Source organism: Sulfitobacter sp. G5_S2_6_S6, assembly GCF_054968505.1.
Genome location: NZ_JBQKUI010000001.1, coordinates 56,744 through 73,001 on the forward strand (window position 1 = coordinate 56,744; position 16,258 = coordinate 73,001).

Below are 16,258 nucleotides of genomic sequence, written 5' to 3' on the forward strand. Positions count from 1 at the left end.
TGACAGTCGCGTGACAGACAGCCTATTCAGCCTACTCTGCCGCGCGCGAGGTTTGCGTACCCCCTGACCGGATAACGGCCAACAGCTCTTCGCGCCGCTTTGCGGCCTTGGCTTCATTCGCCTGTTTTACCGGACCAAAACCGCGGATCTGCAAGGGAAGCTCTGCCAAGGCGACAATCGCGTCGTGGGTTGCATCAGTCAGCTTGGGCAGAACATCCTTCATGTCGGCCTCGTATTGCGCGATCAAGGACCGCTCCATCCGGCGTTCTTCGGTGCGGCCAAAGGGATCGAACGGCGTGCCGCGCAGGAACTTCATCCGCGCCAGCATGTTGAACGGCCCCTCCATCCACGCGCCAAAGGTCCGTTTCATCGGACGGCCATCCGCGCCGGTTTTCGACAGGATCGGTGGCGCAAGGTTGAAGGTCAGCTTGGGGTCCCCCTCAAAGGCCTCTGCCACTTTGGCGCGGGTGGATTTCAACAGGCGCGCGACCTCGTATTCATCTTTGTAGGACAAGAGCTTGTGGTAGCCCAAGGCCACGGCCTCTTGCAGGCGCGCGTCGGTAATGCTGTCCACCATGGTGCCATAACGCTTCGCCAGCCGCTTGCCCTGATAGGCGATCAGGTGGTCCTTGCGGAAGGCGATCCGTTCATCCAGCGTTTTCGGCAGGGCGACAACATTGGGTGTCATCACGCGCTTTGCGTCTTCGGGGTGCAGCACGGCCCAACGGCCCAGTTCAAACGCGCGCAAGTTCCGCTCGACCGCGGCACCGTTCAACGTGATCGCCTGTTGCAAGCTGTCCAGCGACAGCGGGATCAACCCCTGCTGCCACGCTGCGCCGAAGATCATCATGTTCGAATAGATCGAATCCCCCAGCGTCGCCTTCGCCAAATCAGAGGCATCAAACAGCGCGACGTCATCCTTGAGCCGCGCCTCAAGCGCGAGGGTCAGCCGGTCGTAGGGCATCTGGAACTCGGTATCGCGGGTAAACTCGCCCGTGATGATCTGGTGCGAGTTCACGACCGCCCCCGTCCGCCCAGCGCGCGTCAGGCCAAGCGTCTTGGTCCCGGCAGAGACAACAAGATCGCCCCCGATCAACGCATCCGCTTCACCCGTTGCCACGCGAATGGCGCTGATGTCTTCGGGACGGTTCGCAATGCGGCAATGGATATGCACGGCACCGCCCTTTTGGGCAAGGCCTGCCATCTCCATCATCCCAGCGCCCTTGCCATCAATCTGCGCGGCTTGCGCCAGCACGGCACCGATGGTCACAACGCCGGTCCCACCAACACCGGTGATCACCACGTTATGCGTGCCATTGATCGCAGGCAGGGTCGGCATGGGCAGGTCGGGGATCTTGACCTCTGTCGTGGGATCCTTGCGGATCTTCGCCCCTTCCAGCGTCACGAAGGACGGGCAGAACCCTTTAACGCACGAGAAATCCTTGTTGCACGAGGATTGATCAATGGCCCGTTTGCGCCCCAGTTCTGTTTCTTCGGGCACGATCGAGACGCAGTTGGACTGCACACCACAATCCCCGCAGCCTTCGCAGACATCAGTATTGATGAACACGCGCTTGTCGGGATCGGGGAACAACCCCCGTTTGCGACGGCGACGTTTCTCGGCGGCACAGGTCTGGATATAGACGATGACGCTGACGCCTTTGTGTTTGGCGAAATTCTCTTGCACGGTCTGCAGGTCCGCACGCTCGTACATCGGCACGCCACCAAAGGCTTTTTCGTCTACGTCTTCTTTCTCGTCATAGACCACGGCGATATTCTTAACGCCCATGGCCTTCACCTCTGCCACGATACGCGGCGCGTCCAGATCGCCTTCGTTGTGCTGGCCACCGGTCATGGCGACGGCATCGTTATAAAGGATCTTGTAGGTGATGTTCGTCTTGGCCGCGATGGCCGCACGGATCGCCAGATTGCCCGAATGGTTGTATGTCCCGTCCCCGAGGTTCTGGAACACATGGTCGCGTGTCGAGAATTTGGATTCACCGATCCAGTTCGCACCTTCCCCTCCCATATGGGTAAAGCCGGTTGTCTCGCGATCCATCCATTGCACCATATAGTGGCAACCGATCCCGGCGTAGGCGCGGCTCCCCTCTGGGAGCTTGGTTGACGAGTTATGCGGACAGCCCGAACAGAAGTAGGGCACACGCGCAGCGATGTCTTCGGCGTTATCGGCACGTCGCGCGGTATCCAGCGCTTCCATACCCGCCTTGATGCCATCGGTGGTCCGGCCTTCCTCAATAAAGATACCGCCCAGCTTTTCGGCAATCCAGATCGGGTCCAGTGCGCCACGGGTGGGGAACAGCTCTTCGCCATGCTCCATCCCGGCACCGCCGCCTTTGTGCCAGCCATAGACGCGGCGATGCGTATCCGAGAACAACGCCTCTTTGATCTGCACCTCGATCAGCTTGCGCTTCTCTTCTACGACAATCACCAGATCGAGCCCTTCGGCCCAGGAATGGAACCCCTTCATATCCAGCGGGAAGGTCTGCCCGATCTTATACAGCGTGATCCCCAGACGTTCGGCTTCGTTCTCGTCGATGTTAAGCAAGCTCATGGCGTGGATCACATCCAGCCAGTTCTTGCCGGCTGCCGCGATGCCGATCTTGGCCCCGCGCTTGCCCCACATGCGTTTGTCCATCTTGTTGGCGTGGCTAAACGCCTCTGCGGCAAAGCGCTTATAGTCGATCATCCGCGCTTCTTGCAGATGCGGCGTGTCTTGCAGACGGATGTTCAGCCCACCGTCGGGCATATCGAACTGCGGGGTGACCAGCTTCATTCGGTTCGGGTCACCATTCACGACCGATGTCGCCTCTACGGTGTCTTTCATCGTCTTGAGCCCGACCCATAGCCCGCTGAAACGGCTTAGCGCCCAGCCGTAGATACCGTAATCAAGGATCTCCTGCACACCGGCGGGGCTGACGACGGGCATATAGGCATCCACCATCGCCCATTCGGACTGGTGCAACACGGTAGAGGATTCACCCGTGTGGTCATCCCCCATGGCCATCAGAACACCACCGTTCACGGACGAGCCCGCCATATTCGCGTGACGCATCACGTCACCAGAGCGGTCCACACCCGGGCCCTTGCCGTACCACAGGCCAAACACGCCGTCGTACTTCCCCTCACCGCGCAATTCTGCCTGCTGGCTGCCCCATAGGGCCGTAGCGGCAAGATCTTCGTTCAGGCCCGGTTCGAACACGACGTTATGCGCGGCCAGCGTCTTGGCGGCGCGGTCCATCTGAAGGTCAACGGCCCCTAGTGGCGATCCACGATATCCGGTCACGTATCCGGCGGTATTCAACCCTGCCGCCTTGTCCCGTGCCGCCTGCATCATCGTCAGGCGCACCAACGCCTGTGTACCGTTCAGCAACACGGGCGATTTCTCGAGGTCATACCGGTCAGTTAGTGAAATTTTTTGCGTACCCATAGCGCGTCCTCCCCTACGTGCAATCAATAGCTATGGCATCACACTAGGTCACAAAAGCTGACCTGTCTAGCGTTGTGTCTGCCCCTAGGTCATAAAGCGCCAAGGCGCGGGGCTTGATCTTTTGCACCTCCGCCCGATCTATCCGTGATAAGATAACCGCACATATACCGATGCGCCGCGTCGGAGGGTTGTTTTTAAACTGTAAAACGCGCAAAGATGACCGTTCTTGCGAACACTGCGCTCATTATAAAGGTAGTCCTCATGGATTGGGACAAGCTCAGAATATTTCACGCCGTGGCGGACGCGGGCAGCTTGACCCATGCGGGCGACAAGCTGAATTTGTCGCAATCTGCCGTCAGCCGCCAGATCCGCGGACTGGAAGAGCAGCTGAATACCAACCTGTTCCACCGCCACGCACGCGGCTTGATCCTGACCGAACAAGGCGAGCTGCTGTTCGACGCCACCGTCGCCATGTCCAAACGGCTGGATACCGCCGCTGCGCGCATCCGCGACAGCGAGGAAGAAGTCTTTGGCGAATTGCGTGTCACCACGACCACGGGCTTTGGCACCCTTTGGCTGGCCCCGCGTCTGCCGAAGCTCTACGAGAAATACCCCGACCTAAAGGTCGACCTGATGCTCGAAGAACGCGTCCTTGACCTGCCCATGCGCGAAGCCGATGTCGCCATCCGCATGAAAGAGCCGTCGCAAGCCGATCTGGTGCGCAAGAAACTGATGATGATCAAGATGTGCATGTACGCCTCGCCCGCCTATCTTGCGGCGAACGGCACGCCCCAGCGGCTTGAGGATATGTCGGACCACCGTCTGATCTGCCAGAACACCGACAGCAACCAGGTGCATGCGGGTCTGAACCTGATCCAGCAGCTTATGATGCATGACGTGCGGTCGATGCTGACGGTGAACAACTACTTTGGCGTATTGCAAGCGGTGATCAACAACCTCGGGATCGGCGTACTGCCCGACTACCTCATCCAAGACTTCCCCGATCTGGTGCAAGTTCTGCCAGAGACCGAGTCGGCGGATGTGCCCGTATTCCTTGCCTACCCCGAAGAATTGCGCGCCTCCAAGCGGGTCGCGGCCTTTAAAGACTTCGTGCAGGACGAGATCATTACCCACCGCAAACTGCTGCGCGAGAAAGAGTCCCACTAGCTATGCGAAAACCGCATATCGGACATGTCATAGATTAACGATTCCATCCTTGAACCGTGCACGAACGCCACTTAATTGGGCGGTATGAAGACGGGCGGCTCCGCGCCGCTACTTCATACCTCCCTGTTGGACTCGGCCGAGCTTCGTGCTCGGCCTTTTTTTTGGCTATGGCCCTTCACGAGCCTTAGGTCTTTTCCCCGCGCTGCGCTTGATCTAAGAGGTGTGGCATATTGCTAGGGGAAAACGCGCACCATGACCGAACCAGCCATCACCCAAGACCTGATTTCCAGCCACGGCATCAATGCCGAAGAATATCAGCGTATTCTGGATATCATCGGGCGCGAACCCACCTTTACCGAACTGGGCATCTTTTCGGCCATGTGGAACGAACACTGTTCCTACAAGTCGTCAAAGAAGTGGCTGCGTACCCTGCCGACCGAGGGCCCTCAGGTGATCTGCGGCCCGGGCGAGAATGCGGGCATCGTTGATATCGGCGACGGCCAAGCGCTGGTCTTCAAGATGGAAAGCCACAACCACCCGTCCTACATCGAACCCTATCAGGGTGCGGCGACTGGCGTGGGCGGCATCCTGCGGGACGTGTTCACGATGGGCGCGCGTCCGATCGCGGCGATGAACTCTCTTAGCTTCGGGTCGCCCGACCACCGCAAGACACGCCAGCTGGTGCATGGCGTGGTTGCAGGCGTTGGCGGCTACGGTAACTGCTTTGGCGTGCCCACGGTGGGCGGCGAAGTGCGCTTTGACACCGCCTATGACGGCAACTGCCTTGTGAATGCCTTTGCCGCGGGTTTGGCCGACACTGACAAGATCTTCTATTCCGCCGCTTCCGGCGTTGGCATGCCAGTCGTTTACCTTGGTGCGAAAACCGGCCGCGACGGTGTGGGCGGTGCGACGATGGCATCGGCCGAGTTCGACGACACCATCGAAGACAAACGTCCCACCGTTCAGGTTGGCGACCCCTTCACCGAAAAACGCCTGATGGAAGCCACGCTCGAACTAATGGCGACCGGTGCCGTGATTTCGATCCAGGATATGGGTGCGGCAGGCCTGACCTGTTCGGCCGTGGAAATGGGCGACAAGGGCAACCTTGGTGTGCGTCTGGACCTCGAAAAGGTCCCGACCCGCGAACACGCCATGACCGCCTACGAGATGATGCTGTCGGAATCCCAGGAACGGATGCTGATGGTCCTGCGTCCCGAACTCGAAGCCGAGGCGAAAGCCGTCTTCGACAAATGGGACCTCGATTTCGCCATCGTAGGCGAAACAATCGCCGAGGACCGTTTCTTGATCGTGCACAATGGCGAGATCAAAGCCGACCTGCCGCTTAAAGCGCTCTCGGGCAACGCGCCCGAATACGACCGCCCCTATGTCGAGACACCCGCAGCCGAACCGCTGTCGGATGTCCCCGGCATAGACCCCATCGACGGGCTGAGCGCGCTGATCTCCAGCCCGAACTACGCGTCCAAAGCGTGGGTGTTTGAACAATACGACACAATGGTCATGGGCGACAGCGCCCGCACCCCCGGTCTGGGATCGGGCATCGTGCGCGTGCATGGCACCGACAAGGCGATCGCCTTTACCTCGGATGTGACGCCCCGCTACGTCAAGGCGAACCCTGTCGAAGGCGGCAAACAGGCCGTGGCCGAAGCCTACCGCAACCTCTGTGCCGTAGGGGCACTGCCGCTGGCGACCACGGACAACCTCAACTTCGGCAACCCCGAAAAGCCCGAGATCATGGGCCAGTTCGTCGGCGCGCTGAAAGGCATCGGCGAAGCGGTTGCCGCGTTGGACATGCCCATCGTGTCCGGCAACGTGTCGCTGTATAACGAAACCGACGGCAAAGGCATTCTGCCCACCCCCACCATTGGCGCGGTCGGCCTGCTTAAACATACGGACGAGATCATCGGCAAAGAGGTCCGCGAGGGTCATGTCGCTTTGGTTCTTGGGGCCACCGAAGGGCACATCGGACAATCCGCCCTGCTGCTTGAAGTGTTCAACCGCCGCGATGGCGACGCCCCCCATGTCGATCTGGCGCTGGAGAAGGCCCACGGTGAATTCATCCGCGCCAACCGCGCGTTGATCAAAGCCTGCACCGACCTGTCGGACGGCGGTCTGGCGCTGGCAGCCTTTGAACTGGCGGACGAGGCCGGCGTCGGCGTGACCCTGGATTCTGCCGATACGCAGGTTCTGTTTGGCGAGGATCAAGCCCGCTATCTGATCGCCTGTAACTTCGATCAGGCCGAAGCCCTGATGATCGCCGCGCAAAACGCCGGCCTGCATCTGGAAAGCGTCGGCAAGTTCGGCGGGGATCAAGTGAACTTCGGCGGCGTCAAAGCGCCTTTGGCTGACCTGTCAGCGACCTATCGCGGGGCTTTTGCTGAAACCTTCGCCTAAGGGGCCGCCCCCATCATCTGCATCAATCGCGTTTTCTCGCCCCGGTCATCGGGGCGGGAGATCACCTCTGCCAGTTCTTGCAACGACGCAATCGAGTGACCGGCCCGAAAGCTGTCGGTGAAGGGCAGCATCGCACGGATACCTGCCGCTTTGGGCGCGAACCCGTCCCACCGCAGCAGCGGATTTAGCCAGATCAGCCGACGTGCGGACAGATGCAACCGCTGCATCTGTCGCGCCAGATCATCGGGCGCATCGCGGTCCAGCCCGTCAGTGATCAACAGCACAACCGCACCCTGCCCCATGACCCGCCGCGACCAATCGCGGTTGAACGCCTCGATACAGGCCCCGATACGCGTGCCGCCCTCCCAATCCTGAGCCTCTGCCCCCGCCGCCTTGAGCGCTGCATCCACGTCGCGCGTCGCCAGATGGCGGGTGATATTGGTCAGCCGCGTGCCAAAGGTAAACGCATGCACCTGCGCCCACCCCGCGCCCTTGGCATTGCTCACCGCATGCAGGAAATGCAGCACCATGCGGGAATATTGGCTCATGGAACCGGAGATATCGCAAAGCACCACCAGATTGGGATAGCGTGGGCGCGGGGTTTTCAGCACCAGCTTGTCCATCTCTCCGCCGCGGCGCAGCGCGGCCCGCAGGCTGCGCCCCGCGTCGATCCGCCCCCTTGGGGACGTCATGGCACGGCGTGACGGCATGGGTTTGACCGGCAAGCGCAACCGCGCCAGCATCTTCTTGGCCTCCGCCACCTCCGCGAGGCTCATCAGTTCGAAATCAAGACTGCGCAGCCGTTCTTGCGAGGACATGGTCAGGCTGGCATCGACCTCGATCTCTGTCTCGCGCTCGTCTTGCGGTTCTTCGCGCTCGCGTTCCGGCGCTTCGGCACCGTCCAGCAACGCCTCTGCCGCGCGTTTCTCGGCGGCTTGAGCGGGGCGGTCTTCCTGCACGCCACGGATCGCGGGCAGCATCGCGGCCATCATATGTTCCAGATACCGCGGGTCGCGCCAATAAAGCCGGAAGAGCTGCGCAAAGATGGTCCGGTGTTCAGGACGGTTCACAAAGCAGGCGTGCAGGGTCCAGTAGAAATCGGTTTTGTCGGTGAACCCCGCCACCTCTACCGCGCGGATTGCGTCAATCACGCGACCGGGGCCAATGGGCAGACCGGCGCGGCGCAGGGCACGGGCGAAATGGGTGATATTGCCGGCGAGTTTGGGGTTATCGGGCAGATCTAGGGGCAGATGTTCCATCAGGTCGCCTGCCGCCGGGGGCTGTCGGCCCCCGGACCCCCGAGGATTTTAGACCATTTGGAAGCGGCAGTATCCGTCAAGGGGTCTCGTCCAGCGTGGCTTTGGCTTGATCGAGGATGCGTTTCGCCTCTGATCCTTGCAGTTTGGCGATGTCATCCTGGTATTTCAGGATCGCCCCAAGCGTATCCGCAATGGTTTCGGGGCTAAGGTTGATCACATCCAGCGCCAGCAGACATTTTGCCCAATCAATGGTTTCGGCCACGCCGGGCTTCTTGAACAGGTCCTCGGTCCGAAGCTGCTGGACAAAGGCCACGACCTCGCGGCTGAGCGCGGCTGAGGCTTCGGGGGCGCGGGCGGCCAGAATCTCCATCTCGCGGGGGAAATCGGGATAATCGACCCAGTGATAAAGACAGCGGCGTTTGAGCGCGTCATGCACCTCGCGCGTGCGGTTCGAGGTCAGGATCACAATGGGGGGCTCAGGAGCCTTGATCGTGCCGAGTTCGGGGATCGTGACCTGAAAATCGCTGAGCGCCTCAAGCAGGAAGGCTTCGAACGGGGCGTCCGTGCGGTCAAGCTCGTCGATCAACAGGATGGGCGCACCGCGTCCGTCAGGGCGCATCGCTTCAAGCAAGGGGCGTTCGATCAGAAAGTCGTCGCTAAAGAGTTCTGTTGTGAGCTGCTGTCGCGAGCGATCGCCGGTGGCCTCAGCCGTGCGGATTGCCACCATCTGGGCAGGGAAGTTCCATTCGTAGACCGCCGTGGCGGCGTCCAGCCCTTCATAGCATTGCAACCGGATCAACTTGCGGTCCAAGGCCAGGGCCAATGCTTTGGCGATCTCTGTCTTGCCGACGCCTGCCTCTCCCTCGAGGAACAGCGGCCGGCCCAAGGTCAGGCTCAGGAACACCACCGTGGCCAAAGGCCGCCCGCAGACATATCCCTGCCCCGCAAGCAGCTCTTGCACGGCGTCGATCGAAGGGGGCAGTTGCATGGCATTCTCCGGTTGTGATTGGGACGAGTGGTGCATTCTGATCCCGCGCGGTCAAGGGGTCTGCACGGGGTTCAACAGACTCTATGCCTTGGAGCGACCACAGAATGTGCTATAAATGTGCTTCAAATCTCCGCATTTTCGCCTTAATGCGCCGATACCTCAGACCAAAAGCCAGGGGTTTCCTGTGCCCAGATACGATTGAGGAAGTTTACCATGATCGATACCGCCGTAACGCTCGACACGTCTTTTGAGGACTATTCCAAAAGCGAGTGGATGGATGCTGTGAAGCAGGTCGCGCAGAATGGCGGGTTCTATGAAGCGCTCGGGTCACGACACCACGCGATGTTTCTGGAAAAATCCTCTACCCTGCTGGTCAGCTTTGAAACCATCAACGGGATGCGCGCCTTGTCATCGATGGCGCATCCATTGGGCTGGGAAATGGTGCGCAGCGAAGGTTGGTCGCATCTTTGTCTGGCGTCTGAAGGGGACACATGGTTCCGGGACGCGCCCGTTTATGCGTTTTTCGACCGGCTGATCGACGATGGCTTTTTCGACGGCTTTGACCGCGTGGTCTTTTATGGCGCGGGTCCGGGCGGCTATGCGGCTGCGGCATTCTCTGTCGCGGCACCGGGCGCAATGGTCGTTGCCATCCAGCCGCAAGCGACGCTGGACCCCAGCGTGACCGAATGGGACGATCGCTTTGTCGAGATGCGGCGCACGGATTTCACCTCCCGGTTCGGATATGCCCCCGATATGCTGGACGCGGCCGAGGCCGCTTTTGTGATCTATGACCCGACTGTGCCGCTGGACGCGATGCACGCCAGCCTCTTTACCCGCCCCAATGTGACCAAACTTCGGATGCGGCGCATGGGCACGGCGCTGCAATCGAAACTGCTGGAGCTTGACCAGTTCGAAAACCTGCTGACCCTTGCAGCCGATGGCGAGCTGACAATCGCGAGCTTTGCACGCATCGCCCGGGCGCGCCGCGATCACCGCCCCTATCTGAAGGGCCTGCTTGCCGCGCTGGAACGCGAGCAGCGCGATCCGTTGACGCTCACGCTTTGCAATTTCGTGACAGGGCACATGTCGGCCCCTCGGTTTGTCCGGCGCAAAAAGCAGTTAGAGGCCGAACTGGCCCTGCGCGTCGCACAGGAAAACGGGACTGCAGAGGAACAGGATACGCAATCGCAGGATGCAGCCAAAACCACCGGCTGACGGTTGCTGCGGTTCCTTTGACCAACCCGAGACTAGCGCGCCCGCACGCCCTGTGCTAGCGGGGAGCCCATGACACAGACCCTCACGCTTCGACGCCCCGATGATTGGCACCTGCACCTGCGCGACGGCGCGATGCTGGACGCCGTGTTGCCCCATACCGCCGCGCATTTTGCCCGCGCCATCATCATGCCCAATCTGGTGCCCCCGGTGGTGCGCGGTGCCGATGCGGCCGCCTACCGCGATCGTATCCTCGCGGCACTGCCCGAGGGCGCGGAGTTCAAACCGCTGATGACCCTTTATCTGACCGAGGATACCGATCCCGACGATGTGGCCGCCGCCCATGCCAGCGGGTTGATCACCGCGGTCAAGCTCTACCCCGCCGGTGCGACGACAAATTCAGCCAGCGGCGTGTCGAACTTTGACAATGTTGCGCCCGTGCTGGAACGCATGGCCGAGATCGGCCTGCCCCTGTGCACCCATGGCGAGGTCACCGACCCCGAGATCGACATTTTCGACCGCGAGGCCGTGTTCATCGACCGCGTGCTTGACCCGATCCGCACCCGTCATGCGGGGCTGAAAGTCGTCATGGAGCATATTACCACCGCCGACGCCGCCCAATATGTCACGGAAAGCACCGGTAATCTGGGCGCGACCATCACCACGCACCATCTGGTGATCAACCGCAACCATATCCTCGCCGGTGGGATCAAACCGCATTACTACTGCCTGCCCGTCGCCAAACGCGAGAGCCACCGTCTGGCCCTGCGCGCTGCCGCGACTTCGGGCGACGCGCGCTTCTTTCTGGGCACGGATTCCGCGCCGCATACGGACGCGAACAAGCTGCTGCCCTGCGGCTGTGCCGGCTGCTTTACCGCGCCCAATACGATGTCGATCCTGGCCGAGGTCTTTGAACAGGAAGACGCGCTGGACCAATTGGAACGGTTTACCTCGCTGAACGGGCCGGATTTCTACGGGCTGGCCCCGAACGAGGCGACGATGACGCTGACCCGCACACCGGCGACCTACCCCGATCACATCGACACGCCCGACGGGCCGGTCACCGTGTTCGATCCGATGATGCCGCTGAACTGGTCCGTCACCGACTGACGCCCCCCCCCAGTACCAAAGACAGTTTGCCGGTCGCAGCAGGATGAGACCGACCACCACCGCCCTCAACGCCAAGGCCCCAAAAGGAACGCATGACATGATCCCCACCAGCTACCCCGACTCTACCGAAATGGCGCGCTTGACCGCGCGGATGTTGCTGGAGATCAAGGCCGTTCATTTCAACGCGGCAGAGCCCTTTACCCTCGCCTCCGGCCTGCCGAGCCCGACCTATATCGATTGCCGCAAGCTGATCAGCTATCCGCGCATCCGCGCCACCTTGATGGACTTCCTGACCGTCACAGTGATGCGCGAAGCGGGGTTCGAGGCGTTTGACAATATCGCGGGCGGTGAAACCGCGGGCATCCCCTTTGCCGCGATGGTGGCCGAGCGCATGGCGCTGCCCATGACCTATGTGCGCAAGAAGCCCAAAGGCTATGGCCGCAACGCCCGCATTGAAGGTGAAATGACCGAAGGCCAACGGGTTTTGCTGGTCGAGGATCTAACAACCGATGGCGGCTCGAAGATCAGCTTTGTCGACGCGATTCGCGATACCGGTGCAACCTGCGCGCATACCGCAGTGATCTTTTACTACGGTATTTTTCCGCAGACAGAAAAGACCTTGGGCGATCACGGGGTTACGTTGCACAGCCTGTGCACCTGGTGGGATGTGCTGGCCGAGGCCAAAGCGCAGAACGCGTTTGACACAGAAACCCTGACCGAAGTCGAAGCCTTCCTGAACGCGCCAGAAGCGTGGCAGGATGCGCGGAAAAAAACCTAAGAAATCCACATGATATTGTGTCGCGTGGTGTAAAATCACGCGACATATGCTACGCTAGCGCAGAGATAAGGTTATCCACAGCTTATAAAGATTGCGGGATGACGGGCGGCTCGGGTAGATAAGCCTCGGGTCATTAATCAGTGGGGCAACACGTAGCATGAACGAGATTTCAAGCATCGACGGTAACCAGCTAACGGTTCAAGCGGCCGAGACAATGCCGCATTCCATCGAAGCGGAACAGCAGTTGTTGGGCGCGATCCTGACCAACAACGATATCTACGACCGCGTGGCGTCTGTCATCGGTCCCAAGCATTTCTACGACCCCGTTCACGCCCGTATTTTCGAGATCGCCGCCGCGCGGATCGCCAAGAACAACCTTGCCTCCCCCGTCACGCTCAAGGCGTTTATGGAGGATGACGAAGGGCTGAAAGAACTGGGCGGCCCCGCCTATCTCGTGCGCCTTGCCGGTGCCGCGATCAGCGCCTTTGCCGTGCGCGACTATGCCCAGATGATCTATGATCTGGCGGTGCGCCGCGACCTGATCCAGCTGGGCCGTGACATCGCGGCCAAAGCCGCACAGGTCGATGTCGCGTCAGAGCCGCGCGAACAGATCGTCGAGGCCGAACAGAAACTCTATAAGCTCGCCGAGCAGGGTCAGACCGAAAGCGGTTTCCAGAGCTTTCTGAAAGCCGTGACCGATGCGGTCAACGTGGCCAATGCGGCCTACCAGCGCGACGGTGGCCTATCCGGTGTCTCTACCGGTCTGATTGATATGGATAAAAAGCTGGGCGGGTTACACCCCTCTGACCTTTTGATCCTTGCCGGTCGTCCGTCGATGGGGAAAACCTCGCTTGCGACGAACATCGCCTTCAACGTAGCCAAAGCCTACCGCCGGGGCACCTTGCATGACGGCACCGAAGGCGCTGTAGATGGTGGCGTTGTAGGGTTCTACAGCCTCGAGATGAGCGCGGAGCAGTTGGCCGCGCGTATCCTGTCCGAAGCGGCCGAGATCCCGTCCCACCAGATCCGGTCGGGTGATATGACAGAGACCGAATTCCGCCGTTTCGTCGATGCCGCCAAAGCGTTGGAAGCCTGCCCTCTGTATATCGACGACACGCCCGCCCTGCCGATCAGCCAGCTGGCCGCCCGTGCGCGGCGGCTCAAGCGGACCCACGGGCTGGACGTGTTGATCATCGACTATCTCCAGCTGGTGCGCGGGACGGGCAAAGGCGAAAACCGGGTGAACGAGATCTCGGAAATCACCATGGGCCTCAAGGCCATCGCGAAAGAACTCAACATCCCCGTGATCGCCCTGTCGCAGCTGTCGCGTCAGGTGGAAAACCGCGAAGATAAGCGCCCGCAGCTGTCGGACTTGCGTGAATCCGGGTCCATCGAACAGGATGCCGACGTCGTGATGTTCGTGTTCCGCGAGGAATACTATAAGGAACGCGAAAAGCCCGGCGATCACGAGCTGGATAAAATGGCGATCTGGCAAGAAGAGATGGAGCGTCTGCACGGTCGCGCCGAAGTGGTCATTGGCAAGCAGCGTCACGGCCCGATTGGTACTGTCGATCTCAGCTTTGAAGGGCGCTACACCCGCTTTGGCAACCTTGTGAAACCGTGGCAGAGTGAAAATGGCGGCGGCGATCAGGAGTTCTGATCGCCACACCCCGTTAATTCGATGAATACACGCCCTGTGCGGAGGTCAGACAACCGCCGCGCGGGCGATCTCTGCCTCTGACAGGTTGTATTTCGCGGCAAAGCGCTCCCGCGCTGCGATCAGCCTTGGGTCATTGGGTCGCATCCCCAAAGTACGAATAAATTCAATCCGTTGCTGGTGCTTTAGCGCCTCGCGGTCAATCGCCGTCCCCATAGCCCGGTCAATCACGGCCCCGCCGGGGCTGACGTGGAACCACTTGCTGAAATCGCGGAAGTGATGCTGGTTGTGCAGCGTGGTCACATAACGCTCTACCCGCGTTTTGGGCACGTTCACATGGGCGGTCATGTGGAACCATTCATAGACCAGAAAGGTCAGCACCCCGCCCACTGGCACGATGGCCACGGCGATCCAGCCCGCCTGCGGCACACCAAACAGGGCAAGAACACCCCACAGCACCCCTCCGTTCACCAGTAGCATCGGCAAAGCGACCCAGATCGGCACAAAAAACAGCTTGGTGTTGGTCGGGAAATCATGATGACCGTAGTGCGCCATATACAGCAGGTTGAATGCCCATTGCGCCCGCGGGGGCGACAGGTGGAACACATAGCGGTGCAGGTTGTATTCATTCAGCATTTGCGCGGCGACCCCCAAGGGGATCAGCGCCCAGACCCATAGCGGCGCGAACAGCGCCAAGCCAACCAGCCCCGCCCCACAGGCGACCGCCATCACCACGACGGCCGCATGCGAGAACATGATACGCAAGCGCATCATCAGCGGTCCCCCTTACTCGGGCGACAGGGTTTCATAGCGCAACCCTTTGGCGGTATCCTTGTCGAACCCCTTCCAATAGCTGTGATCCTCCTTCGGGGTGCCATCCTCGTTCATCGACCAGACCCCGTCGTTGGAGTTTTCGACCAGATCAAGATAGGCCCCCATCTCGGCATCGCCCTTGAGGTGCTGTGCCATCCAGACGGTGGCGAAATGCTGCGCGATGTTGTTCATGCGCACCGTGTCCCAGACCGGATCGGTATAGTGGCCCGACACGTTGAACCCCAGATCAGCGTCATCGCGAAAGGATTCCGCAGGCGCAGGCATCGGGGCCGCCGCATTATGGCCGCCGTTTTCAAAGGTCAGCAAGGCGCGGTCGACGCTGCTGGCGTTTTCCCAAATGGCGCGCACGCCTTTTTCGTAAAGCGATACCATATCCTCGGACCCGGCCATGAACAGCATGGGGATCTGCACGCCCTTCAAGCCTTCGGCATCCCAGAAGCCCGTGTTCATGCCCCAGGGGCCGATCGCGATGGCGGTTTTGATCCTTGGGTCGGGCAGGTTGTTATGCGTCTCGGACCCCGCCTGATGGATGCCCAAAGTGCCATGCGGCCCGCCCCAGCCATAGCCGACCGACGCTTCGGTCACGCCACCACCTGCGGTGATCACCGCGCCGTAGCCGCCCATGGAATAGCCGATCAAACCGGTGTTATCCGCATCCACCAACCCATTGAGAAAAGAGCTTTCGTCTTGCGACAGACGCGCCATTTCATCCAGCACGAAAAGCTGGTCCAGCGACCGGTTCACCAGCGTAGAGCCAAAGGCCGCCTGCGTGCGATAGGTGGAATCGAGGTGATCGATGGACGCCACGACATAGCCTTTTGACGCGATATTCTCGGCCAGATGAGACATCAGGAAGCGGTTGCCGGGATAGCCGTGGGAAACGATGACCAGCGGATAGGCCGCGTCGGGCTGTGCTGGTTCCGCGTCGCGCATGGCTTTGCCTTGCAAGGTGACCTCGGTCTTGCCATCGCGGATGAACGCCTTGATCGCGGTGTCGCCGGTGGCCCCGTCCGCGGCGGGGTACCAGACCTCTACGGTCAGCGGGCGATCATAGCGCGGCAGGGTTTCAGGTTTGTCCGCTGCGGGATCGATGGACAGGATATCGATCTGGTCCTTATGCACCAGGTCAAGCTGGCGCACGCCGATCGCTTCGTCGCCATAGGCCGCCATATCAGGGGCTGTGGGCATCTGGGTATCGATCCGGTTCTCGGCCATCGCCATGGGCGCGGCCATCGCCGTGACCACCGCCAGCACGGGCCCCGTTGTCATTGTTGAAACTCGCATTGATCTCTCTCCCGTTTTATATGCGGCTACTGCGCGCAGCCTGTCTTTTGTCAGGAACCAAGCTATCGCGTTCGCGCCACCATGCAAGCATCATGCGAAGGTTTCGTTA

Annotated in this window: 11 protein-coding genes; 6 read left to right on the top strand and 5 right to left on the bottom strand. The window is 60.6% G+C overall.

The window, feature by feature from the left end; translation table 11 throughout:
* Positions 1-31: 31 nt before the first annotated feature.
* Positions 32-3,448, bottom strand: coding sequence for an indolepyruvate ferredoxin oxidoreductase family protein (locus ACTRWK_RS00235; protein WP_462843738.1), 3,417 nt, complete (start codon positions 3,446-3,448; stop codon positions 32-34).
* Between the two features lie 261 nt (positions 3,449-3,709).
* On the opposite strand from ACTRWK_RS00235, the gene ACTRWK_RS00240 reads away from it, so the two are divergent.
* Together ACTRWK_RS00240 and purL are read left to right on the top strand one after the other, a co-directional pair.
* Complete coding sequence (locus ACTRWK_RS00240) at positions 3,710-4,615, top strand: LysR family transcriptional regulator (protein WP_005853880.1); 906 nt, start codon at positions 3,710-3,712, stop codon at positions 4,613-4,615.
* 252 nt (positions 4,616-4,867) lie between these two features.
* The gene (gene purL / locus ACTRWK_RS00245) at positions 4,868-7,027 is read left to right on the top strand and encodes a phosphoribosylformylglycinamidine synthase subunit PurL (protein ID WP_289081576.1); all 2,160 of its coding nucleotides are present in this window, start codon (positions 4,868-4,870) and stop codon (positions 7,025-7,027) included.
* Here purL and ACTRWK_RS00250 read toward each other — a convergent pair.
* Together ACTRWK_RS00250 and ACTRWK_RS00255 are read right to left on the bottom strand one after the other, a co-directional pair.
* Positions 7,024-8,286, bottom strand: a complete 1,263-nt coding sequence (locus ACTRWK_RS00250; RefSeq protein ID WP_289081575.1) for a vWA domain-containing protein — start codon at positions 8,284-8,286, stop codon at positions 7,024-7,026. The genes purL and ACTRWK_RS00250 overlap by 4 nt on opposite strands.
* A gap of 76 nt (positions 8,287-8,362) precedes the next feature.
* The gene (locus ACTRWK_RS00255) at positions 8,363-9,274 is read right to left on the bottom strand and encodes an AAA family ATPase (RefSeq protein ID WP_289081574.1); all 912 of its coding nucleotides are present in this window, start codon (positions 9,272-9,274) and stop codon (positions 8,363-8,365) included.
* A gap of 213 nt (positions 9,275-9,487) precedes the next feature.
* On the opposite strand from ACTRWK_RS00255, the gene ACTRWK_RS00260 reads away from it, so the two are divergent.
* The 4 genes from ACTRWK_RS00260 to ACTRWK_RS00275 all read left to right on the top strand — a co-directional run bounded on the left by ACTRWK_RS00260 (position 9,488) and on the right by ACTRWK_RS00275 (position 14,034).
* Positions 9,488-10,489, top strand: a complete 1,002-nt coding sequence (locus ACTRWK_RS00260; protein WP_037944438.1) for a hypothetical protein — start codon at positions 9,488-9,490, stop codon at positions 10,487-10,489.
* A 69-nt stretch (positions 10,490-10,558) separates the two neighbouring features.
* Positions 10,559-11,596, top strand: a complete 1,038-nt coding sequence (pyrC, locus tag ACTRWK_RS00265; RefSeq protein ID WP_037944439.1) for a dihydroorotase — start codon at positions 10,559-10,561, stop codon at positions 11,594-11,596.
* A gap of 97 nt (positions 11,597-11,693) precedes the next feature.
* Positions 11,694-12,374, top strand: coding sequence for an orotate phosphoribosyltransferase (locus ACTRWK_RS00270; protein WP_005853893.1), 681 nt, complete (start codon positions 11,694-11,696; stop codon positions 12,372-12,374).
* A gap of 157 nt (positions 12,375-12,531) precedes the next feature.
* Positions 12,532-14,034 carry a replicative DNA helicase gene (locus ACTRWK_RS00275; protein ID WP_005853895.1) on the top strand — a complete coding sequence of 501 codons (1,503 nt, stop codon included), beginning with the start codon at positions 12,532-12,534 and terminating at the stop codon, positions 14,032-14,034.
* A 45-nt stretch (positions 14,035-14,079) separates the two neighbouring features.
* Here the strand turns inward: ACTRWK_RS00275 and ACTRWK_RS00280 are convergent, their stop codons facing one another.
* A complete protein-coding gene (locus tag ACTRWK_RS00280) occupies positions 14,080-14,805 on the bottom strand; it encodes a sterol desaturase family protein (protein ID WP_064216406.1) in 726 nt (241 codons plus the stop codon).
* A gap of 12 nt (positions 14,806-14,817) precedes the next feature.
* Positions 14,818-16,134: an alpha/beta hydrolase family protein gene (locus ACTRWK_RS00285; protein WP_462843802.1), complete on the bottom strand. Its 1,317-nt coding sequence runs from the start codon at positions 16,132-16,134 to the stop codon at positions 14,818-14,820.
* Positions 16,135-16,258: the final 124 nt, after the last annotated feature.

Coding starts and splice junctions, on each gene's coding strand:
- ACTRWK_RS00235 (WP_462843738.1), bottom strand. CDS start 3,448: ATGGGTACGCAAAAAATTTCACTAACTGACCGGTATGACCTCGAGAAA.
- ACTRWK_RS00240 (WP_005853880.1), top strand. CDS start 3,710: ATGGATTGGGACAAGCTCAGAATATTTCACGCCGTGGCGGACGCGGGC.
- purL (WP_289081576.1), top strand. CDS start 4,868: ATGACCGAACCAGCCATCACCCAAGACCTGATTTCCAGCCACGGCATC.
- ACTRWK_RS00250 (WP_289081575.1), bottom strand. CDS start 8,286: ATGGAACATCTGCCCCTAGATCTGCCCGATAACCCCAAACTCGCCGGC.
- ACTRWK_RS00255 (WP_289081574.1), bottom strand. CDS start 9,274: ATGCAACTGCCCCCTTCGATCGACGCCGTGCAAGAGCTGCTTGCGGGG.
- ACTRWK_RS00260 (WP_037944438.1), top strand. CDS start 9,488: ATGATCGATACCGCCGTAACGCTCGACACGTCTTTTGAGGACTATTCC.
- pyrC (WP_037944439.1), top strand. CDS start 10,559: ATGACACAGACCCTCACGCTTCGACGCCCCGATGATTGGCACCTGCAC.
- ACTRWK_RS00270 (WP_005853893.1), top strand. CDS start 11,694: ATGATCCCCACCAGCTACCCCGACTCTACCGAAATGGCGCGCTTGACC.
- ACTRWK_RS00275 (WP_005853895.1), top strand. CDS start 12,532: ATGAACGAGATTTCAAGCATCGACGGTAACCAGCTAACGGTTCAAGCG.
- ACTRWK_RS00280 (WP_064216406.1), bottom strand. CDS start 14,805: ATGATGCGCTTGCGTATCATGTTCTCGCATGCGGCCGTCGTGGTGATG.
- ACTRWK_RS00285 (WP_462843802.1), bottom strand. CDS start 16,134: ATGACAACGGGGCCCGTGCTGGCGGTGGTCACGGCGATGGCCGCGCCC.